The organism is Streptomyces acidicola (assembly GCF_009377235.1).
Classification (GTDB): domain Bacteria; phylum Actinomycetota; class Actinomycetes; order Streptomycetales; family Streptomycetaceae; genus Streptomyces; species Streptomyces acidicola.
Window position 1 is genome coordinate 37,065 of sequence record NZ_VMNX01000017.1, and the last position, 21,911, is coordinate 58,975.

General features: G+C 70.6%; 16 protein-coding genes. 7 read left to right on the forward strand and 9 right to left on the reverse strand.

Annotation, left to right across the window (positions count from 1 at the left end):
* Positions 1-54: 54 nt before the first annotated feature.
* From FPZ41_RS08100 to FPZ41_RS08110, 3 genes are all read left to right on the forward strand, one after another.
* Positions 55-1,641 (forward strand): alpha/beta hydrolase, encoded by a 1,587-nt coding sequence (locus FPZ41_RS08100; RefSeq protein WP_152860517.1) that lies wholly within the window; start codon positions 55-57, stop codon positions 1,639-1,641.
* Between the two features lie 248 nt (positions 1,642-1,889).
* Positions 1,890-2,990: a baeRF3 domain-containing protein gene (locus FPZ41_RS08105; RefSeq protein WP_152860519.1), complete on the forward strand. Its 1,101-nt coding sequence runs from the start codon at positions 1,890-1,892 to the stop codon at positions 2,988-2,990.
* Between the two features lie 424 nt (positions 2,991-3,414).
* Positions 3,415-4,845, forward strand: a complete 1,431-nt coding sequence (locus FPZ41_RS08110) for a PP2C family protein-serine/threonine phosphatase (protein ID WP_152860521.1) — start codon at positions 3,415-3,417, stop codon at positions 4,843-4,845.
* Positions 4,846-4,973: 128 nt separating this feature from the next.
* Here FPZ41_RS08110 and FPZ41_RS08115 read toward each other — a convergent pair whose 3' ends face one another.
* Positions 4,974-6,473, reverse strand: coding sequence for a DNA-binding protein NsdB (locus tag FPZ41_RS08115; protein ID WP_322619950.1), 1,500 nt, complete (start codon positions 6,471-6,473; stop codon positions 4,974-4,976).
* 234 nt (positions 6,474-6,707) lie between these two features.
* On the opposite strand from FPZ41_RS08115, the gene FPZ41_RS08120 reads away from it, so the two are divergent.
* Together FPZ41_RS08120 and FPZ41_RS08125 are read left to right on the forward strand one after the other, a co-directional pair.
* Positions 6,708-7,847 carry an aminoglycoside phosphotransferase family protein gene (locus tag FPZ41_RS08120; protein ID WP_152860523.1) on the forward strand — a complete coding sequence of 380 codons (1,140 nt, stop codon included), beginning with the start codon at positions 6,708-6,710 and terminating at the stop codon, positions 7,845-7,847.
* 261 nt (positions 7,848-8,108) lie between these two features.
* Entirely contained in the window at positions 8,109-10,088 is a 1,980-nt protein-coding gene (locus FPZ41_RS08125; RefSeq protein ID WP_152860525.1) for an N-acetylmuramoyl-L-alanine amidase, read from the forward strand.
* Positions 10,089-10,139: 51 nt separating this feature from the next.
* Here FPZ41_RS08125 and FPZ41_RS08130 read toward each other — a convergent pair whose 3' ends face one another.
* The 7 genes from FPZ41_RS08130 to FPZ41_RS08160 all read right to left on the reverse strand — a co-directional run bounded on the left by FPZ41_RS08130 (position 10,140) and on the right by FPZ41_RS08160 (position 17,746).
* Positions 10,140-12,362, reverse strand: a complete 2,223-nt coding sequence (locus tag FPZ41_RS08130) for a glycoside hydrolase family 95 protein (protein ID WP_322619951.1) — start codon at positions 12,360-12,362, stop codon at positions 10,140-10,142.
* A 275-nt stretch (positions 12,363-12,637) separates the two neighbouring features.
* Positions 12,638-13,135, reverse strand: a complete 498-nt coding sequence (locus tag FPZ41_RS08135) for a hypothetical protein (protein WP_131559996.1) — start codon at positions 13,133-13,135, stop codon at positions 12,638-12,640.
* Between the two features lie 225 nt (positions 13,136-13,360).
* Positions 13,361-13,603: a DUF397 domain-containing protein gene (locus FPZ41_RS08140; protein WP_322619952.1), complete on the reverse strand. Its 243-nt coding sequence runs from the start codon at positions 13,601-13,603 to the stop codon at positions 13,361-13,363.
* An 81-nt stretch (positions 13,604-13,684) separates the two neighbouring features.
* Entirely contained in the window at positions 13,685-14,851 is a 1,167-nt protein-coding gene (locus FPZ41_RS08145) for a thiolase domain-containing protein (protein ID WP_152860527.1), read from the reverse strand.
* A 5-nt stretch (positions 14,852-14,856) separates the two neighbouring features.
* Positions 14,857-15,924 (reverse strand): thiolase domain-containing protein, encoded by a 1,068-nt coding sequence (locus tag FPZ41_RS08150; RefSeq protein ID WP_322619953.1) that lies wholly within the window; start codon positions 15,922-15,924, stop codon positions 14,857-14,859.
* Positions 15,921-16,862, reverse strand: coding sequence for a Zn-ribbon domain-containing OB-fold protein (locus FPZ41_RS08155; RefSeq protein WP_322619954.1), 942 nt, complete (start codon positions 16,860-16,862; stop codon positions 15,921-15,923). The genes FPZ41_RS08150 and FPZ41_RS08155 overlap by 4 nt, the downstream gene beginning before the upstream one ends.
* An 83-nt stretch (positions 16,863-16,945) precedes the next feature.
* Positions 16,946-17,746: a crotonase/enoyl-CoA hydratase family protein gene (locus tag FPZ41_RS08160; RefSeq protein ID WP_152860529.1), complete on the reverse strand. Its 801-nt coding sequence runs from the start codon at positions 17,744-17,746 to the stop codon at positions 16,946-16,948.
* Positions 17,747-17,923: 177 nt separating this feature from the next.
* On the opposite strand from FPZ41_RS08160, the gene FPZ41_RS08165 reads away from it, so the two are divergent.
* The gene (locus FPZ41_RS08165; protein ID WP_322619955.1) at positions 17,924-19,543 is read left to right on the forward strand and encodes an acyl-CoA synthetase; all 1,620 of its coding nucleotides are present in this window, start codon (positions 17,924-17,926) and stop codon (positions 19,541-19,543) included.
* Here FPZ41_RS08165 and FPZ41_RS08170 read toward each other — a convergent pair.
* The gene (locus FPZ41_RS08170; RefSeq protein ID WP_152860531.1) at positions 19,501-20,397 is read right to left on the reverse strand and encodes an alpha/beta fold hydrolase; all 897 of its coding nucleotides are present in this window, start codon (positions 20,395-20,397) and stop codon (positions 19,501-19,503) included. The two genes, FPZ41_RS08165 and FPZ41_RS08170, sit on opposite strands and share 43 nt — an antisense overlap.
* A 195-nt stretch (positions 20,398-20,592) precedes the next feature.
* On the opposite strand from FPZ41_RS08170, the gene paaK reads away from it, so the two are divergent.
* A complete protein-coding gene (gene paaK / locus FPZ41_RS08175; protein WP_152860533.1) occupies positions 20,593-21,894 on the forward strand; it encodes a phenylacetate--CoA ligase PaaK in 1,302 nt (433 codons plus the stop codon).
* The last annotated feature ends 17 nt before the right edge of the window (positions 21,895-21,911 follow it).

Here is a 21,911-nt window from a genome sequence, read left to right on the forward strand (position 1 = left end):
TCGTGATCCGGGGGGTACCCCCCGGCCCACGGCCGGGCGTCCCTGGAGGCATGCATGCGTTTTACGCACAGATGCTGCGCTACCGGAGCCGCGGCCGTGGCACTGGTCCTGCACGGGGCCTGCCTTCCGTCGGTCGCGTCGGTGGCGTCGGTGAAGGCCGACAAGCCCGACCTGTCCCGTTTCTACGAGCAGCGGATCAAATGGTCCACGTGCGAAGGCATGGAGATACCAAAGGATCTGCGGTGCGGGAAGGTGACCGTACCTCTGGACTACGAGCGGCCCGGGGCCGGCACGCTCGAACTGGCGATGGCGCGTTACCAAGCCACAGGCAGGGAGAAACGCGGTTCCGTCCTGCTGAACTTCGGTGGGCCCGGCGGCGCGGGCGTTCCCGCACTGGCCTACGGCGGCAAGGACTTCATGGGTCTCACGAACGCCTACGACGTGGTGACCTTCGACCCGCGCGGCGTCGGCCGCTCCTCACCCGTCAGCTGCGGCGAAGGCGCCGACAAGGCCATCGAGGCAGCGGACAACGAGGACCAGGCGAACAACCCGGGTGCCGCGCTCAGGCAGTTGAAGCGGGCCGCCGACACGTGCACCAAGCACTCCGGCCCGGTGCTGCCGCACATCGGCACGGTCAACGCCGCCAAGGACATGGACGTCATGCGCGCGGCGCTCGGCGACAAGAAGCTCAACTACCTGGGTTTCTCCTACGGAAGCCGACTGGGCGCGGTGTACGCGGCCCAGTTCCCCGACAAGGTCGGGCGGATGGCGTTCGACGGCGTGGACACGCTCACGGAACCTCTCGCCGAGCAGGGCATGGTGGGCGCCGAGGGCCAGCAGACCGCTCTGGAGGGCTACCTCGACGCCTGCACGAAGCAGTGGACATGCCCGTTCGGCCAGGACCGCCGCTCGGCCAGGGAACAGGTCATCGAACTGGTCAACACGCTCGACGAGCACCCCTTGACGGCCTTCGGCCGCAAGTTCACCGGCCAGGACCTGGCGGGCGCCATCGGCCAGGCGCTGTACACCGAGCAGATGTGGCCGGTGCTCACCCAGGCGCTCACCGCGCTGGTCCGGGACGGCGACCCGCAGGCTCTCATGCAGCTCGCGGGCGGCGGTATCGCGGCACCGGACGAGCCGCGCCCCGACGAAACCGGAGACGGTGGACTCGTCAGCGCGGAGGACGTCCCGGCCGACAACCTCCCGGCCGCGCTGATGGCGATCAACTGCGCGGACGACCCCGACCGGCCCTCCGCGGCACGCATGACCGAGCGCGTCGCCCGGCTGCGCGCCCAGTACGAGGAGGCGTCGCCGGTCTTCGGGCAGTACCGGCTGACCCAGGTGCTGATGTGCTACGGCCGGCCCAAGGGCACCAGCTTCGTCCGCGAGAAGGTGAGGGACGTCGACACACCGAAGATGCTGCTCGTCGGCACCCGGGGAGACCCGGCAACCCCGTACCGCTGGACCGTGGAGACAGCCGAGCGGCTCGGTTCCTCGGCCGTCGTCCTCGACAACAAGGGGGAGGGGCACACGGGGTACGGGTCCTCGAAGTGCGTGCACGACAAGGTCGACGACTTCCTGATGTACGGATCGCTGCCGGCCGACGGGAGTTCGTGCGGATCGGACAACGACAACGACTGAGAGCGACCGAGGCCTCCCCGGTGAGCGTGCGGACGCGCCCACCACAACCTCTCGGGCACCCCGCGCGTCTCACAGGGCAGGTGCCGCACTCTCGCACGCACCCGCAGGGGACCAGGCAGGTCGGCCACCCCTCCGGCCGACCTGTCGCTCCCCCGGCCCCGGCCGAGCCGGTCCGGCAGCACCCACCTTCCACTTGATCACCGACTACCCCAAATGCCCGAATCGCGAATCAGTCCTATGGTGCTGATATGGAGCACACCCTCAGTCCCGCGACCCTGACCGAGCTGCGCCGCCCGCGGCCGTATCCGGCGGTGTCCGTACTGACGCCCACGCACCGCCGCGAACCCGACAGCGCACAGGACCCGGTGCGGCTGCGCAACGTGCTGGCCGAGGCCAAGAAGCAGCTGGAGACCGATCCGGCGGTCACCAGGGAGCGACGCAACGACGTCGCCGCCCAACTCGACCAGGCCCTGGCGGAGGTCGACCTGACGCATGCCGAGGACGGTCTGGTGATCTTCGCGGCCCCGGGCGAGCACCAGGTGTGGTCGCTCGCCCGCACCGTGCCCGAGCGCGTGGTGCTCTCGGACACCTTCCTGACCCGCAACCTGGTGGCCGCACAGTCCGCCGAGCGGCCGTTCTGGGTGCTGTCGGTCTCCACCGACCGGGCAACCCTGTGGAACGGCGGCGGTGATCACGTGGCGGCGGAGCGCACCGGGGGCTTCCCGCTGACGCGCGATCTCGTGGAGAACCCGGACACGGAGCGCCAGGAACGCATCGGCGACGTGCCCAGCACGTTCCGGGACGAGGGGACCCGCCGCTTCCTGCGCGACGCCGACACGGCGATGGCCGCCGTGCTCCGCGAGAACCCCCGCCCGTTGTACGTCACGGGCGAGCAGGCCGCCCTGTCCGCCCTGGACGAGGTCGGCACGGTCGCCAGGGAGGCCGCGCACATCCCGCGCGGCGGACTGGCACACGCTTCGCACGAGGCCGTGTGGCAGGCGGTGCGTCCGCTGATCGCCGCCGAGGACCGCGAGAACGTCGACTCCGTGGCCCGGGAGCTCGAACTGGCCCGTGGCCGCAAGGAGTTCGCCGCCGGGGTCGACGAGGTCTGGCAGCACGCCGAGGCGGGTCGGGTCCGGCTCCTCGCCGTCGAGGAGAACTACCGCGTGACGGTCCGCGACGACCAGGGCGAGCACCTCGTCCCGGCCGAGAGCGGCGACCTCGACGCCCGCGAGGACATCGTGGACCAGATCGTCGAACAGTGCCTGGAGACCGGCGCGGAGGTCCGCTTCGTACCGGACGACACGCTCGGGGACGCCCGGGGGATCGCCGGGGTCCTGCGCTACTGAGCGGTGCCGGCCGGGTTCACGGCCAGGGGATCCCGGTCGCTGTCGGTGACCAGACAGGCGATGGGGTTTCCCCGGATGCCTCCGAGTGCCCACTGCGCCCCGTGTCACCCAGCGTGGCGGCACGGGAGGCACTCGGCGAGAGCCGGCCGGAGAGGACTGAACAAACGACCGTCGAACGCGAGCGCGAGAGCGGTGATCGCGCATTTGACAACCCATCAAGTCACGTAGGCTTTCTACGACTTGACCACCTCGAACGCGTACCGCAGTGATGCCACATGACCTCTCCATAAGGACTGCGGCATATGCCAGAAGCACCACCGTATCGTGTGTCGCCAAATCCCTTACAGGGCGTGGCAGGCTGTGCAAGAGTCGTAACGGTCCTTCCGTCACTCCTGGTCGAACCATCCCCGTATCGGAGTCCCCCATGCCGCCCCATCTCTCTGCGGATCGCCCGTCCGCCCAGCCCCCCGGGCGCGGCACGGTCGAGGCACTCATCTCGCAGACGAGACGGCTACGGGGCGACGTGGACGCGGTACGGCGGGACGCGCAGGACGAGGGTTCGGACGCCGAGGGACGCTGGCAGCGCGCTCTGTACGACCTGGCGCTGCATCAACTCAACGATCTGGACGAGCACTTGGCGCAGTTGCGGGACGGCCCGCCGCCGGTGTCCGCCGAGCCGGCGACCGGCTCACCCCTGCCGGTCGCTTCGCCCGCGCCCCGGAGCGGCTCACTGCTCAGCCGCGTCGGCAGCGCCGAGTGGAACCTGCTGACGGACGAGGTGAGCTGGTCCGGTGAGCTTTACGGGATCCTCGGCCGTGACCCTGCCGCCGCGCCGCTCACCCTCGACGAACTGCCGTCCCTGGTCCTGGACGAGGACCGGCCCCGGCTGACCTCGATGGTCACCGACTGTCTCGTCGACGGGAAGCGCATCGACGGGGAGTTCCGGATCGTCCTCTCCGACGGCAGTGCCCGTACCGTGCACATGATGGGCGAACCCGTGCTCGACGCCGGCGGCAGCACCGCCTCGATGTGGGCCGTGCTGCGGGACGTCAGCGAACTGCGGCGCAGCCAGCGGACGGTGAGCGAGACCCGTGACTCGCTGCAACGTCAGCGGCACATCGCCCAGACCGAGCACCGGCTCGCGGTCGAGTTGCAGGAAGCCGTGCTGCCGCCGTGGCGCGGCTCCCTGCGGCTCCCGCACCAGGGCCCGCAGACGCTCGACCTGGCCGCCCACTACCTGCCGTCCTCGACCAGCACCCTGATCGGAGGCGACTGGTACGACGCCCTCGAACTGCCCGGCGGACAGACCCTGTTGAGCGTAGGCGACCTCACGGGTCACGGTGTCACCGTGACCTCGGGCATGGCGATGCTGATCGGCGCCCTGCGCGGCATGGCCGTGACGGGCTCCGAGCCGAGCCACATCATGACCTGGCTCAACCAGTTACTCGACGCCACCGTCCAGCCGGCCCTCGGCAGCGCCGTCTGCTGCCGCTACCGACCGGACACCCGCACCCTCACCTGGGCACAGGCAGGACACCCCGCCCCGCTGCTGTTCCGCGACGGGACGGGGTGCGCGCTGACAGCCCCGGACGGCGTGCTGCTGGGAGCGACCTCGGGGGCCGCCTACGGGCAGGCCGATGTGACCCTCGAACAGGGCGACCTGCTGCTCCTCCATACCGACGGACTGGTCCCCCGGCGGGGAGGCGCGGCGCGCACCCGGAGTCTGCTCGGTCTGGCCCCGCGCTTCGACGTGGCCGGCACGGCCCAGGACTGTGTACGGACGGTGGTCGAGGAGTTCGGCGAGACCGAGCGCGAGGACGACGCCTGCGTGCTCGTGGCCAGGGTTGTCTCCTGAGAACCCAGGCCGTCCGAGGACCCTGGCCCTCTCCTGACAAACGCCCTGCTTCGGCAGCCCGAAGATGCGGGCCGCCCACTGGTTTCCGCTTGGACTCGCCCTGACTGCTAGGGCGACACGGGCCCTCCTTACGCCCGAGCGCTGTTGCCGCCCGCGGACTTCAGCGAGCCCCTGGGCAGCGCCAGTTTGATCTCCTCACGCAGGTCCTGGATCCTCGGATAACTGGAGTACTGCCCGGTGAGCCGGTACATCTCGCGCAGCCGGTCCCAGGTGCGGTGGGATGAGTTCGTCCCCATCGACGTCAGGGCCAGACGTGCGTAGGTGTCCGCCTGTTCGGGGTCGTCGGCGATGAAGCAGGCCGACGCCAGCGAGATGTGGTCGAAGATCTTCGACCGGTCCCGGCCCGCCTCGCGCAGTTCGAGCGCCTGCTTGGCGTGACGCTGTGCGATGACGGCCGCGGCCGGCTCGTGCTCGGCGAGGGTGCGGTACGCGAGGGCCTGCATGCCGTGCAGATCCGCCTCGTCGAACATCTGCATCCAACTCGGCGGCGGCACGTCCCCCTTGTCGGAGACGAACAGCTCCTCCGCCTCGCCCAGGGTGCGCCGCATGGCCTGACCTTTGCCCAGGGACGCCTGTGCCCAGGCCTCGATGGTGGAGAGCATGGCCTTGGTGCGCGGCAGCACCTCGTCGCCGGAGCCGGACTTGGCGAGCTTCATGAGGTCGAGTGCGTCGTCGGGCCGGCCCAGGTGCACCATCTGGCGGGCCGCCCGGGAGAGCGCCTCGCCGGCGCGGGGCCGGTCACCGCCTTCCCTGGCCGCGTGTGCGGCGATGACGAAGTACTTCTGGGCCGTGGGTTCCAGACCGATGTCGTGGGACATCCAGCCCGCGAGGACGGCGAGGTTGGCGGCGACGCCCCACAGGCGCCGCTGGAGATGTTCGGGGTGGCGGTAGGAGAGCATGCCTCCCACCTCGTTGAGCTGTCCCACGACAGCCTTGCGCTGCAGCCCGCCGCCACGGGTCGCGTCCCAGGCCCGGAACACCTCGACCGAGCGCTCCAGTTCCTCGATCTCCTGCCACCCGATGGGGGCGGCCTCGTACCGGTCGAACCCGGCGGGGTCGGCACGCAGGGGATGGTCGATTCGGGGAGCGTCGGCCGCGAGGGCCGGATCGGTGTGGAGCCAGTCGTGCATGGCGCTGCTGAGTGCGGATCCCGCGGCGAGCGCGGCACCCGCGCCCACCAAACCGCGTCGGTTGAGCATGAGGTCCATTCCCGTGAATTCGGTGAGGACCGCGGCGGTCCGTTCGGGCGCCCACGGCACTCCGTCGGGATGTTCCACACTCCCGCCGCCCTGCCGTTTTCCCACACGCCCGTGCCGGACCAGACCGAGGTCCTCGATGGTCACGACACGGCCGAGACGCTCGGTGAACAGGGCCGCCAGCACCCTCGGCACCGGATCGCGCGGGATCTCTCCCATGTCGATCCACCGCCGCACCCGCGAGGTGTCGGTCGCCAGCTGCGGGTGGCCCATGGCCGCCGCCTGCCGGTTGACCAGCCTCGCGAGCTCGCCCTTCGACCAGCCGGCCAGGCCGAACAGGTCCGCCAGACGGGTGTTGGGTTGTCCGCTCACGTCAAGCCCCCAGGGTCTCGGCTGAGTTGACAGTAGCCCCCTGTCAGTTGCTCCGGGACTATTCGCCAGGGTTCGCCAGGGTGCGCCAGATGGTGTGCCACGGGACACCTGGTGTCGGGTAGGAACGCGCCACCCCGACCCGGTAGCCGTCGGAGCACTCCCCAGGGTGCAAAGGGGCTACCGGGCCGGGCAGCGCGACGAACTCTCAGGCACACGAAGGGATCTGTCTCCCCTATGTACGCAGCATCATCCTCCGTGTCCGCCCCGTCCCGGTCGCTGCGTCCCCGTCCGGGAGGCGGCGGCCCCTACCTCGACCCCGTGCGCCCGGCGGCTCCCGTACTCGGTGCCGGCAGGACGCGGCGCGCACCGGGGCTCGGCACCCAACCGCTCAGCGGGAGACTCGACTTGTCCGGCCCTCAGGGCGCGCAGCTGCGCACGGTGATCGCTTCGGTGCATCGCATCTGTCCGGAGTTCACGCCGGTTCAGGTGCTGCGCCGAAGCGGACGCTCCGTGCTCCTCGTCGGCGCGACGGGGCGCAGCACGGCCGTCGCGAAGGTCTTACTTGACCACTCCCCCATGTGGACCGAGCGCATCCGGCACGAGATAGCCGCGTATCGCTCGTTCGTGCGGCATCGGCCGCCGGTGCGGGTGCCGCGGCTGATCGCGGCGGACCCGGACAACTGCACGCTGGTGGTCGAGCGGATGCCGGGCCGGGCGGCCGCGCTGCAGCGGCATCCGACCGAGGCACCGCCGCGCGCGGACATCCGGGCGGTGCTGGGCGCGATCTGCCGGCTCAATGCGTGGCGGCCGCCGGCGGGCACGTTTGACGCGCCGCTGGACTACGCGGAGCGGATCTCACGTTTCCATGAGCTGGGTCTACTGACGGACCGGGACATGGGTGATCTGCAGAAGCTGGTGCACGGTCTGGCGCACACGGCGAGCCGACAGGGTCTGGGCCAGTTCTGTCACGGCGACGCCCTGCTGTCGAACATCCTCCTCTCACCGACTGGTCCTGTGCTGCTGGACTGGGAGCACGCGGGCTGGTACCTGCCGGGCTACGACCTGGCGACATTGTGGGCGGTGCTCGGGGACGCTCCGGTCGCACGCCGTCAGATCAGCCAGATGGCACAGTCCGCCGGCCCGGCGTCGCGCGACGCGTTCCTGGTGAACCTGATGCTCGTGCTCACCCGTGAGATCCGTACCTACGAGACGGCCGTGCAGCGTTCGATGCACGACACCACCGCGGCCACACCGGGAGGGGCCCATCCGGGCACCGTGCCGTCCGGCGAGGAACAGCGGCTGCTGCTGAGGCGGCTGCACGACGACTGCCAGCTCGCCCGCAAGGCAGTCCGAGCGGCGGTCGGCACGCGCTGACGGGGGATGTCGGTCCGCGGTGCGCCCGAGAGGGTGGCGCGCCGCGGACCTTCGTCGTATCCGGGGCACGCCATCCGATTGGTCCATCCCACTGACGCCCCGCAGGCCCGGGGGCGGCGCCACGACATCTCTCGCACCCCCGACTGACATGGGGAATCACCCTTTCCTGGGCATGATTGACGGATCGTCGGACAGCCGGTACCACTGACCCACGCTCGGCACCGCACACCCCGTCATGCTCGCCCGTCCCAGGAGGTTGCATTGCGAGGATCCCTCACCGACCGCACGCCCGCCGCTGGGCGCAGACGCGTCCGGCGGGCGGCGCTCTCCGCCGCCTCGGCGGCGCTGCTGCTGCCGCTGCTCGGCGCGGCCCCGTCCAACAGCGCGGAGCAGTCCTCCGTCACCCGGCTGCAGAGCGCCTTCGCGTCCGCGGCCGTCGAGTACGACGTCCCGCAGAGCGTTCTGCTCGGCGTGTCGTACCTCCAGTCCCGCTGGGACGGGCACGGCGGGGCGCCCAGCGTCTCGGGCGGATACGGGCCGATGCACCTCACCGACGCCCGGACGGCCCTCGCCGAGGCCCCGCACCACAGCGGGGGAACGGAGGACGCCCGCGGCGACGGCTCCCGTGCGGCGCCGGCGCGCGAGGCCGGTCTCCCGGAGGAGTCCGAGCTTCCGGCACGCCTCCGGACCCTGACGCGGGCGGCCGAGCTGACCGGCCTCCCGGCCGAGGAACTGCGCACCGACGCGGCGGCCAACGTGGCGGGCGGCGCCGCGCTCCTCGCCGCCGCCCAGCGCGACCTCGGCGCGCCACTCAGCGACGACCCGGCCGACTGGTACGGGGCGGTGGCGAGGTTCTCCGGCGCGGACGACAACGCGACGGCCACGGCGTACGCGAACGACGTCTTCGAGGTGATCCGAGGTGGCGAGCAGCGCACCACGGACGCCGGTCAGCGGATGACCCTCACCGCCGAGCCCGGCGTGAGCCCCGCCACCGGGCAACTGAGCCGGGCCGGGCTGCGCACCGCGTCGGCCGACGGCACGGAATGTCCGGGGACCGTGGGCTGCGAGTGGATCCCGGCGCCGTACGAGGAGTTCGGCGACGGGGACTACGGCAACCACGACCTGGCCGACCGCCCCGCGTCGCAGAGCGTCAAGTACATCGTCATCCACGACACCGAGGCCACCTGGGACACCACGCTCAAGCTGGTCCAGGACCCGACCTACGTCTCGTGGCACTACTCCCTGCGCTCGACCGACGGTCACATCGCCCAGCATGTGAAGACGAAGGACGTGGCCTGGCACGCGGGCAACTGGTACATCAACGCCAAGTCGATCGGCCTGGAGCACGAGGGTTTCCTCGCCTCGCCCGACGCCTGGTACACGGAGGCGATGTACCGGACGTCGGCACGCCTGGTGACGTACCTCGCCACGAAGTACCGCATCCCGCTGGACCGCCAGCACATCCTCGGCCACGACACCGTGCCGGGTACGACCAGCGGGACGATCCCGGGCATGCACACGGACCCCGGCCCGTACTGGGACTGGCAGCACTACTTCACGCTGCTGGGCAGGCCGTTCAAGCCCACGGCGGACTCCAGGAGCGGCGTTGTGACGATCGCCCCCGACTTCGCGAAGAACCGGCCGGCGTTCACGGGCTGCGTCCAGAAGGGCGAGCCGTGCGCCGTCCACGGCTCCAGCGCCGTACGCCTCCACACACAGCCGGACGAGAGCGCTCCGCTGGTCCAGGACATCGGGCTTCGGCCGGACGGCGGCGCCTCGACCATCGACGTGAACGACATCGGCTCGCGCGTCTCCACCGGGCAGCAGTACGCCGTGGCGGGCCGCGAGGGTGACTGGACGGCGATCTGGTACCTGGGCCAGAAGGCCTGGTTCAGGAACCCGAAGGCGCAGCCGACGGCCGTCAGTGCGTCCGGTACGGTCGTGACACCGAGGAAGGGCCTGACCGAGATCCCGGTGTACGGCCGCGCGTACCCGGAGGCGGGGGCCTATCCGGAAGGCGTCCCGGTCCAGTCGGTGTCGCCGCTGCCGTACAAGCTGCTGCAGGGCCAGCGGTACGTGGCCGGGGACAAGGTGCCCGGCGAGTACTTCTACTCGCCGACCTTCGACACGGCTCCGCACCGGGTCGTGGTCGGCAAGGACAAGTACTTCGAGATCCAGTTCGGCCACAGGGTGGCGTACGTACGGGCCGCCGACGTGCTGGTGTTGCCGGCGGGTGCATGAGGGAACCGGGTGTGCCGGGGTCCGGGCACCGGCCCGGACCCCGGCACCGTCTCAGCTTCCGGTTCCCCACACGTACCGCTGCCCGGCGACCGCCTTGAAGGTGGCTTCACCCCCGCGCAACAGCCCGCTGCGCACGGTGAGTTGCCGGGTCCGGGACGCGGTGAGTGCGACACGGGTGGCCCTGCCGTCGGCCCAGTCGATGTCGATGGTGGCGCCGCCCCGGGCGCGCAGGCCGCGGACCGAGCCGTCGGACCAGGCGGCGGGGAGGGCGGGAAGGATCTCGATCACGTCGTGCTGGCTCTGCAGGAGCATCTCGACGACTCCCGCGGTGGCGCCGAAGTTGCCGTCGATCTGGAACGGCGGGTGGGTGTCCCAGAGGTTGGGCAGGGTCGAGGACCTGAGCTGCTCGGCGAGCATCCTGTGCGCGTGGTCGCCGTCGCGGAGCCGCGCCCAGAAATTGATCTTCCAGGCCTTGGACCAGCCGGTCCCGCCGTCGCCGCGCGCGGTGAGCGAGACCTTCGCCGCCTCGGCCCACTTGCTGCCCGGCTCGATCTGGCGGCCCGGATGCAGGGCGAACAGGTGGGAGACATGGCGGTGGTCGTCGTCCGGGTCGTCCAGGTCGGCCTTCCACTCCTGGAGCTGCCCCCAGGAGCCGATCCTGAGCCCCGGGTCCAACCCGTCGAGCGCGGCGGCGAGCTGCTCACGGAAGTCGGGGGCATCCCCCAGGGTCCGGGCCGCCTCAAGGGTGCTGGTGAACAGGTCGTACACGATCTGCTGGGACATGGCCGCGCCTGCCGTGAAGTCCCCGTGCTCCGGCGAGTAGCTGGGCGTCACGACGAGGGTGCCGTCGCGCGGGTCGGTGCGCAGGTTGTCGAGCCAGAACTCGGCGGCCTCCTTCATCACGGGGTAGGCGGTGGAGCGCAGGTACGCCGTGGAGCCGCCGAACCGGTAGTGCTCGTACAGCTGCCCCGTCACCCACGCGGCCGCCTCCGGGAACCAGAACGCGGTCGCCCAGTCGTGCACCCCGGTGAAGCCGTACGGGTTGGTCTCGTTGTGGACGACCCAGCCGCGTGAGCCGAACATCTCCTCGGCCGTACGCCGGCCGGGGGCGCGCAGGGCTTCGACGAAGCGGTCGTACGGGGCTGTGGTCTCGGCGAGGTTGGCGGCCTCGGCCGGCCAGTAGTTCATCTGGAGGTTGATGTTGACGTGGTAGTCGGCCGACCAGGGGGGTGTGGTGCTGTGGTTCCAGACGCCCTGGAGGTTCGCGGGCAGTGAGCCGGGGCGGGAGGAGGCGATGAGGAGGTAGCGGCCGTACTGGAAGTACAGCGCCTCCAGCGCCCGGTCGGCGGGGGTCGTTCCGCCGGTGTAGTTCGCCAGCAGTTCGTTCGTGGGGACGTGCGGGGCCTGGGCGCGGATGTCGAGAGCGACCCGCTCGAAGAGGGCTTTGTGGTCGCGGACGTGGCGTGACCGGAGCTTGCCGTACCCCTTGCGGAACGCCTCGTCGACGGCTCTCGTCACCGCCGTGTGCGGGTCGTCGCCCCGGTAGTCGGGGTAGGTGTCGGCGTAGTCGGTGCCCGCCGAGAGGACGAACCACATGCTGTCGGCGTCCGTGACCGTGAGGGTGCCGTCCGCGTTCGCGGTGAGGGCGCCGCCTTCCTGGTGGACCCGGATCTGCGCCTCGAACTTCAGGCTGTTGTCGGCGAGTTCACCGCGTACGGTGATCCGGTCGCCGGTGGCCGTCGTCGTGAAGTCGGTGCGGGGCGAGGTGTAGCGCAGGGTGAGGGTGACGCCTCCGGTCAGGCGGCCGACGATGACCTCGTCCGGGTGGGAGACGAAGAACTCCCTTGAGTGGCGCCCCTGTTGGTGCGTGTACGTCACGGTCGCCACCGCGTCGCGCAGGTCCAGGGCGCGGCGGTAGTCGGTGGGGGTGTCCGTGGGCGCGCCGGGCAGGTCGAGGTGAAGGTCGCCGAACGTCTGGTGGGCGCCGTAGCCGACGCGTGACTGACCCAGGCGGGCGGTGACCGAGTCGGGGTCGAGCTTCGTCTCGGCGTCGATCCGCTCCTGGATGTCCTCGATCGCACCGGGGCGGGACTCGGTCCAGTTGCCGTGGTGGTAGCCCTGGACGGAGCCGGGGCCGCCGGTCCACAGGGTCTTCTCGTTGAGCTGAAGCCGCTCGGAGGCGAGCGTGCCGAACACCATGGCGCCGAGCGCACCGCCTCCGACGGGCAGGGCCTCGCGCTCCCAGTCGGAGGCGGGAGCGGCGTACCACAGCACCAGGGGCGCCTTCAGCTCTTCGGATACATGGGACGAATCAGCGGCTTCCGCAGAGGGCGAAAGGACTCCCTCTCTCAAGGTCAGGGCGCCGGCGCCACCAAGTGCACTCTTCAGTGTTGCTCTCCGGGACATCTCAGGCGACATGCCCGGACCGTAATGGTCGGATGACTGAGGTAACAAGGGTCATGACAAGAACGCACCGAAAGCCGACCTCCGCGCCGCGAAGGGCACGGACCGGTGCGTTCTTGACCGGTGCGTTCTCGTACGCCCGAGGGTCAGCCCTGCTGGAAGAGCTCGGCGGGCAGCGGCTTCAGGAGTGCGTACAGGTCGTCCGTGATGGGCCGGTCCCAGGCGGCGATGGTCACCAGGACGTTGTCGCTGCGGTCGAACTGGACGCAGGAGATACGGCCCTCGGAGAGCTTGAGGCGCCGCACGATCAGAAGGTTGTCGCCCTGCATCACCGGCATGTCCTCGGAGCCGACGACGGTGACCTCCTCGTCGTTCTCCAACGCGAGCAGCAGCTGGGCCACCTCGAACGGGATCTCGCCCTCGGCGGTGTCCCGCGCCGGTGAGCCCTCCGGGAGGTTGCCGATGATCATCGCGGGACCCCGGCCGCCGAACAGGTCGTAACGCAGGAAGACACCCTGACAGCTGCCGTCGGGAGCGGGCAGCAGGCCCGCGCCGAGATTGCCCGGCCAGTCACCCGGGTCCATGGCCAGTACGTCGAAGTCGGGCCCGGCGGGGGTGGCGCTGCGGCGGCGGAGGAAGGACATGCCGCCATGGTACGTGCCCGGCGGTGAAACCGGCTCCGCGCCCGGTCCCCTACCAGGAACCGCGCTTGCCCGCCGTGACCGTCTCACCTCGGCATATGCCGACCTGGTGGGCCCGCCCGCAGGACGCGCGGCGGGGCGGGCTCACTACCACCGGCCGGCGCGACGGCCACGCCCGTCATAGGGATCGGGAACCGCGCCTGCGACGAGCTCGGCGCCCTTCGTGCCTCAGGTCAGGTCGAACTCCCCTTCGCGTGCGTTCGACATGAACGCGCCCCACTCCGCGGGCGTGAAGATCAGGGAGGGGCTCTCCGGCCGGCCGCTGTTGCGCATCGCGATGAAGCCCTCGACGAAGGCGATCTGGACGTCGCCCCGTCCCCGGCTGCTGGACCGCCAATCGGCGTTGCTGAGGTCCAGGTCCGGCTTGTGCCAGCCCGCGAGCGACTGCTGCTCCATGGTGGTCTCGGCCACGTCCGTGCTCCTCCCGGTTCGTCGTCCGCCGCCAGACTAGCGATCGGTCACGGCCGCCAACAGGCCACGTGAGGGGAAGGTTCAGGAGGCCGGTGACGCGTCTCCGACCAGCCACATCGAGAAGAACTGCGATCCCCCGCCGTAGGCGTGCCCGAGCACGCGACGGGCCCCGTCCACCTGGTGTTCTCCCGCCTGTCCGCGCACCTGGAGCGCGGCCTCGGCGAACCGGATCATCCCGGAGGCGCCGATGGGGTTCGTGGACAGCACGCCGCCCGACATGTTGACCGGGAGGTCACCGTCGAGTTCGGTCACCCCCGACTCGGTGAGTTTCCAGCCCTCGCCCTCGTCGGCGAACCCGAGGTTCTCCAGCCACATGGGCTCGTACCAGGAGAACGGCACGTACATCTCGACCGCGTCGATCTCGCGGCGCGGATCGGCGATGCCCGCCTGCCGGTACACGTCGGCCGCGCAGTCCTTGCCCGCCCGTGGCGACACGCAGTCCTTGCCCGCGAAGAGCGTCGGTTCGCTGCGCATCGCCCCGCCGAGCATCCAGGCGGGCGGCCTCGGCGAACGGGCCGCGCCCGCACGGTCGGTGAGCACCATTGCGCAGGCGCCGTCCGAGGAAGGGCAGGTCTCGGAGTAACGGATCGGGTCCCAGAGCATGGGCGAGGCCTGGACCTTCTCCAGGGTGATGTCGTGTTCGTGAAGGTGCGCGTAGGGGTTCTTGAGGGCGTTGCGCCGGTCTTTGTACGCGACGAGCGAGCCGACCGTGTCCGGTGCGCCGCTGCGCCGCATGTACGCGCGGACGTGCGGGGCGAAGAAGCCCCCCGCGCCCGCCAGCAGGGGCTGCTGGAAGGGGATCGGCAGGGAGAGCCCCCACATCGCGTTCGACTCGGACTGCTTCTCGAAGGCCAGGGTCAGGACGGTGCCGTGGACACGGGCGGCGACGAGGCCCGCGGCGACGAGCGCGGTCGAGCCACCGACCGAGCCGGCCGTGTGCACGCGCAGCATGGGCTTGCCCACCGCGCCGAGCGCGTCGGCCAGGTACAGCTCGGGCATCATGACGCCCTCGAAGAAGTCGGGCGCCTTGCCGATCACGACGGCGTCGATGTCGGCCCAGGTCAACTCGGCGTCGTCGAGCGCGCGTCGGGCGGCCTCGCGCACCAGCCCCGCGATCGACACGTCCCGGCGCGCCGCCACATGCTTGGTCTGGCCGATTCCTACGACGGCCACGGGCTCCTTGCTCATGGCGCTCACGACTCCCCTTCCAGGACGGCGACGAGGTTCTGTTGCAGACAGGGGCCCGAGGTGGCGTGCGCGAGGGCGCGATCGGACTCGCCGCGGTGGATGCGGGCGGCTGCCTCGCCGATGCGGATCAGGCCTGCGGCCATGACCGGGTTGGCGGCGAGGGCTCCCCCGGAGGGGTTGACGGTGACCTCGTCGTCGAGCCGGAGCGCCTTGCGCAGGATCACTTCCTGGGAGGTGAAGGGTGCGTGCAACTCGGCGGTGTCCACAGGTCGTTCGAGAGCTCCGGCCTTCTCGGCGGCCAGCCGCGCGGACGGCGAGTCGGTCAGGTCGCGTAGGCCCAGCCCGTGCGCCTCGATGCGGTGGTCGATTCCCCGGATCCAGGCGGGCCGCGGGCACAGTTCGCGGGCCCGTTCCCCCGCCGCGAGGATCACGGCGGCGGCTCCGTCGCCGATGGGCGGGCAGTCCCCTCGGCGCAACGGGCGCACCAGGTAGTCGCCGTGTGGCACGGCGCCGCTGAGCTGGGCATGGGAGTTGGCGCTCGCGGAGGCCCGGCTGCGCGCCGCGACACCGGCCAGCGCGGGCTCGTCCGTCTCCCCCGCGTCGATGAGCGCCTGCGCCTGGAGCGCGGCCAGCGCCACGGAGTCGGGCCACAGCGGCGCCACGTAGTACGGGTCCAGTTGCCGGGTCAGCACATCGCGTACGGAGCCGGGCGAGGACTTGCCGTAGGAGTAGACCAGCGCGGTGTCCGCGTCCCCGGTGAGCAGCTTGGTCCACGCCTCGTACAGCGCCCACGCGCCGTCCATCTCCACGTGCGACTCCGAGATCGGCGGCCAGGCGCCGACGCCGTCGAGGGCCATGGTGAAGGAGAAGGCACGGCCCGCGAGGTAGTCGGAGGAGCCCGAGCAGGTGAACCCGATGTCGGCGGTCTTCAGGCCGGTGGCCTGAAGCACCTCGTGCAGGACGGGCATGAGCATCTCCACCTCGGAGAGCTCCCCACTGGTGCGCCGGTGGTCGGTCTGTGCGAAGGCGACCACGGCGATGTCCCGTACGTCTTCTACTCCCTCACGCGTCACAGCAGCTCCTTGTACGTGTCGTAGTCCGCGTCGGGTTCGCCGGTGGGCCGGTAGTGGTCGGGGTAGCGGGCGCCCTCGGTCCACACCGGTTCGACGCGCAGGCCCATGCGCACCTCGTCGTTGGGGATGCCGGCGATACGGCCGTGCAGGGCGAGATCGGCACCGTCGAGGGCGATGTGCCCGTAGACGTACGGCACTTCGATGTCGAGGTTCCTCGCCTTGATGTTGACGATGCAGAAGGTGGTGACGGTACCTCGGGGACCGACCTCGACCTGTTCTGACGTGGCGACGCCGCAGGTGGGGCAGGCGCCTCTCGGCGGGACGTACACCTTGCGGCAGGACGGGCAGCGTTCGCCCACGGTCCGCCGGCCGGAGAGCGCGGCGATGTAGTCGGACTGGGCGCGGCCGGGCGAGTAGGTGTAGTCGAGGCGGGCGGGGGCGACGATGCCGGTGACCGGTTCCTCGAACTCGCCCGTGTGGTCGCCCGGAGAGGTGGGATCACCGTCGTACGGCTCGAAGCAGGCGATGTCCGTGATGGCGCCGGTACGTTCGGCGGCCCAGCGGACACGGACGCGCATACCGGTGTGCACGGTGTCCGGGCCGGGGGCGTCGAGGGCGTGCAGGAGGGCCGTGTCGGCGCCGTCGAGCCGTACCAGGACCCAGGCGAAGGGGGTGTCGAGGGGCTGGCCGCGACGCGGGGAGTGGTTCCAGGCCCAGGTGGTGACGGTGCCGGTGGGGGCGACTTCTGTGAGGTCGCGGATCTCCTCGGCGGTGACCGGGTCGTACTCGACGGGTGGGACGAGGACACGGCCGTCACCGGTCCGCACACCGAGGACGACGCGTTCGCGCAGCCCGGTGAGGAAGGCGCTCTGCACGGGTCCGAGAGAGCGGGTGAAGGGGAACTCGACGACGAGGGGGGCTTTGAGAACTTCAGGCACGGCATCTCCTCACGGGACAGGGGCGCGGAGAACTGGCCGGCCACAACGAACCCGCGGCTGTGAACCGGCCTCCAGCGGAGCGCCTACGCACGCTTGTAGACGGGCGGTCGTTTCTCCGCGAAGGCGCGGGCGCCTTCCTTGGCGTCGGCGGTGTCGAAGATCGGCCAGCCGCGCTTGAGTTCGGCGGCGAGACCGTCGGTCTCGGTCATCTCGGCGGTCTCGTACACGGAGGCCTTGACCGCCTCGACGGCGAGCGGGCCGCAGGCGTTGATCCGCTCGGCGATCTCCAGCGCCCTGGCGAGCGCCGTCCCGTCGGGCACGGCGTGCCCGATCAGCCCGATGCCGACGGCCTCACGGGCGCTGTACGGGCGGCCGGTGAGCAGCATCTCCAGGGCGTGGGTGCGCGGGATCTGGCGCTGGAGGCGGACCGTGGAGCCGCCGATGGGGAACAGACCGCGTCCGACCTCGAAGAGGCCGAAGGTGGCGGACTCGCCCGCGACCCGGATGTCGGTGCCCTGGAGCATCTCCGTACCGCCCGCGACGCAGTGCCCCTCGACGGCGGCGATCACCGGCTTGCGGGGGCGGTGGTGGCGCAGCATCGCCTTCCAGTGCAGGTCGGGGTCGGCCTTGAGCCGTTCGCGGTACTGCTGTCCCTCCATGCCGTTGCCGGCGAGGGCCTTGAGGTCCATTCCCGCGCAGAACGTGCCGCCCGCGCCGGTGAACACGATCGAGCGGATCGAGTCGTCCGCGTCGGCCTCGGCCCATCCGTCGTACAGGCCGACGAGCATGGGCAGTGAGAGTGCGTTCTTCGCTTCCGGCCTGTTGAGCGTGAGCACCAGTGTGGCGCCCTCGCGCCGCACGGTGAGGTGTTCCGTCCCACCCATCGCCGACCTCCCTGTGTCAGAACGAGAACAGGTTGCAGGAGGCGCGGAGTCACTTCAAGGGTTTTCTGACAGGCAGTCAGATTTGTTGTGCGCGGGCCCTTCACAGTTGTGGCGCCCTTTGCTCTGATGACCGGCGAGTCGTACGGCAGCCGTGGACGTTCGGGGTGAGGAGGAGCGGTGGAGTACAACCTTGCCGACCTGTTCGAGTCGGTCGTCGACGTGGTCCCCGACCGCGAGGCCCTCGTGTACATCGACCACCCCGGTACCGGCGCGGAGCGCCGCCTCACCTTCACGGAACTGGACGCGGCGGCGAACCGCATCGGCCACCATCTGATCGACAGCGGGATACGCCCCGGTGAGCACGTCGGGCTCCACCTCTACAACGGCATCGAGTACCTGCAGACAGCACTGGGCTGCCTGAAGGCACGAGTCGTCCCGGTGAACGTCAACTACCGATACGTGGAAGAGGAGTTGGTCTACCTCTACCGGGACGCGGACCTGGTGGGGCTGGTCTTCGACGCGGAGTTCACGGAGCGGGTGGCGGCGGCGCTGCCGCAGGCTGCCAAGGTGCGGCACCTGTTACGGGTCGGTACGCCCGGGCCGGACGCGCCGTCGCTCACGGCGATGGACTTCGCCGACGCCGAGGCCTCCGGATCCCCCGAGCGGGGGTTTCCGGCACGCTCGGCGGACGACCAGTTCATCATCTGCACGGGCGGCACGACGGGCATGCCCAAGGGGGTGATGTGGCGTCAGGAGGATCTGTTCTTCTCGGGCCTTGGCGGGGGCGCGCCGACGGGTGAGCCGGTGAAGAAGCCGGAGGAGCTCGCCGAGCGGGTGGCGGCCGGCGGTGACGGGATCACCTTCTTCCCCACTCCGCCCCTGATGCACGGCACGTCGACGCTCACGGCCTTCATCGGCTTCAACTTCGGCCAACGGGTCGTCCTGCACCGGAAGTTCGTTCCCGAGGAGGTCCTGCGGACGATCGAGAAGGAGAAGGTCACCAGCATGTCGCTGGTGGGCGACGCGATGCTCCGGCCGCTGATCGACGCGCTGGGCGGGCCTTTGAAGGGCACGGACTGCTCCTCGCTGTTCAGCGTCTCGTCGTCCGGCGCGATCATGTCGGACACCGTGCGGGAGCAGTTCCAGGCACTCGTGCCGAACGTGATGCTGCTCAACAACTTCGGCTCCTCGGAGTCCGGCTTCAACGGCACGGCGACGGCGGACTCGGGCCCGGAGCGCGGCTTCCGGATCCGTGTCAACTCCCGTACGCAGGTGGTCGACCCGGCGACGTACGAGCCGGTGCCGGCCGGTGTGCCGGGCCGCATCGCGCAGCGCGGGCACGTACCGCTGGGCTACTACAACGACGTGAGGAAAACAGCCGAGACCTTCTTCCAGAAGGACGGCGAGCGCTGGGTCCTCCTCGGGGACATGGCGACCGTCGACGAGGAGGGTGTCGTCACCGTCCTCGGCCGTGGTTCCCAGTGCATCAACACCGGTGGCGAGAAGGTCTATCCGGAAGAGGTCGAACAGGCCCTCAAGGCCCATTCGGACGTGTACGACGCGCTGGTCGCCGGGGTGCCGGACGCGAAGTGGGGCAACCATGTGGCGGCCGTGGTCCAACTGCGCGCTGGAGCCGCCCTGTTGTCCCTGGAGGACATCCAGTCGCACTGCCGGACCCGTCTCGCCGGGTACAAGATCCCCCGCCAGCTGGTCGTCACGGACACGATCCAGCGCTCCCCCAGCGGCAAGGCGGACTACCGGTGGGCGCGGTCGGTGGCAGCGGCGGCGGATCGCTGAGCCGGTCGGCGTCGGCCGAAGAACTCCGCGACGCACCCCACGAACCGCTCGGGGTCGTCGAGCCACGGATAGTGCCCCGCGCCTGGCTGGACCGCGAACTCCCCTCTCGGGAACAGGTCGACGGCCCGGCGAGCGAGTGCCGGACGGGGGCCGCCGTCGAGTTCGCCGGCGTACACGAGCACCGGCGCGTCGAGTTGGGCGAGGGCCGCCCGGGTCGCCGGCGGATCGTAGGCGCCCTCGGAGCCGTACAGCTCGTAGGCCTCCTCGTTGACCTGATGCTCGTCGGCGGCCATGTGGGCCCTGGCGGCGGCGTCCCAGCGGCCGTAGAAGAAGGGCGCGTACGTCATCATGTCGTCGCCCTCGGGTCCCTGTCCGGTCCAGGCCGCCTCGAACGCCGGGTACGCGTCCTCGTACCAGGGCTCGTCCTTGCGCAGCCGGGCCGCCTCCAGCCTGTCCTCGACGGTCGCCGGCATCCCGACCGCCCAAGGCGTGGCCGTGATCAGGGCGAGTCGCCGCACCCGCTCCGGATACCGGGCCGCATAGCGCATGGCAAGGCTCCCGCCCGCCGAGTGCGCGAGCACGTCCATCCGCTCCAGGCCCAGCCGCACCCGCAGCGCCTCCACGTCGTCCACGAGCCGGTCGCACCGGTACGTCGCCGGGTCCCGTGGCACCGCCGACTGCCCGGTGCCGCGCAGATCGAGCAGCACGAGCTGCCGATGGGCGTCCAGCCCTCCCAGATCACCGAGGTACTCGGAAGCCCGCATCGGCCCACCCGGCAGCACGACGAGCGGCCCCCCGTGCCCCTTGAGGTGGTAGGCGAGTTCGGTCCCGTCGGGCGCGGTGAAGGTCGGCATGCCACAGAGCCTGACGGCCCGGGGGCGATCATCGCAACGGAGTTCTCCTCCGACGAGAGGGGGCGGGGCGGCACGGGAAGAAAGTACGGGCAGGTGCCTTGCCTGAGGGCCGGTGGGCTGGATTACTGATCACCGGCCGAGCGACCGAATGATCGGTCGAGCAGCATGACGTGAGACCGGCGAGGGAGAGTGCCCATGGTGGACGCGGCGGGGCTGCTGGACGCGGGGGAACGGCTGGACGCGCCTCAGTTGCGAGCTTTGCAGGTGGAGCGGCTACGGGCGTCGTTGCACCATGCGTACGCCAACGTGGCGTTCTATCGGGAGGCGTTCGGCAAGGCCGGGGTGCATCCCGACGACTGCCGTACGCTCGCCGATCTGGCTCGCTTCCCGTTCACCACGAAGGAGGACCTTCGGGAGCACTATCCGTACGGGATGTTCGCCGTGCCGCGGGAGCGGATCCGGCGCATCCACGCGTCGAGCGGGACGACCGGAAAGCCCACCGTCGTCGGGTACACCGAGAACGACCTGTCCGTGTGGTCGGACATGGTGGCCCGTTCGATCCGGGCGGCCGGGGGACGGCCCGGTGACACGGTCCATGTGGCGTACGGGTACGGCCTGTTCACGGGCGGCCTCGGCGCGCACTACGGCGCCGAGCGGCTCGGGTGCACCGTCATCCCGGCGTCCGGCGGCATGACGGCACGTCAGGTGCTGCTGATCAAGGACCTGAAGCCCGGGGTCATCATGGTGACGCCGTCCTACATGCTGACTCTCCTGGACGAGTTCGAGCGCCAGGGCTTCGATCCACGCGGCACGTCACTGCGGGTGGGGATCTTCGGGGCCGAGCCGTGGACCGAGGAGATGCGGTGGGAGATCGAGGAGCGGTTCGCGATCGACGCCGTCGACATATACGGGCTGTCGGAGGTGATGGGGCCCGGCGTGGCCCAGGAGTGCGTGGAGACGAAGGACGGGCTGCATGTGTGGGAGGACCACTTCTTCCCGGAGGTCGTCGATCCGGTCACGGGTGAGGTGCTGCCCGAGGGTGAGATGGGCGAGCTCGTGTTCACCTCCCTCACCAAGGAGGCCATGCCGGTGATCCGGTACCGGACCCGGGACCTCACGCGACTGCTGCCGGGCACCGCTCGTACGTTCCGGCGGATCGAGAAGGTCACCGGACGCAGCGACGACATGGTGATCCTGCGCGGGGTGAACCTGTTCCCCACCCAGATCGAGGAGATCGTCCTCCGCACCCCGGGCATCGCCCCGCACTTCCAGCTGCGGCTGACCCGCGAGGGCCGCCTCGACGCGCTCACGGTGCGGGCCGAGGCGCGGGCCGGGGCCACGCCGGAGCTCCGGGACGAGGCCGCACGGGTCATCGCGGCTGCCGTGAAGGACGGGATCGGGGTGTCGGTCGCGGTCGAGATCGTTGAACCGGAGTCCCTGGAGCGGTCCGTGGGAAAGATCAAGCGGCTCGTCGACCTGCGTCCGCGCTCGGACTAGCGGGAGCAGCCCCCGCG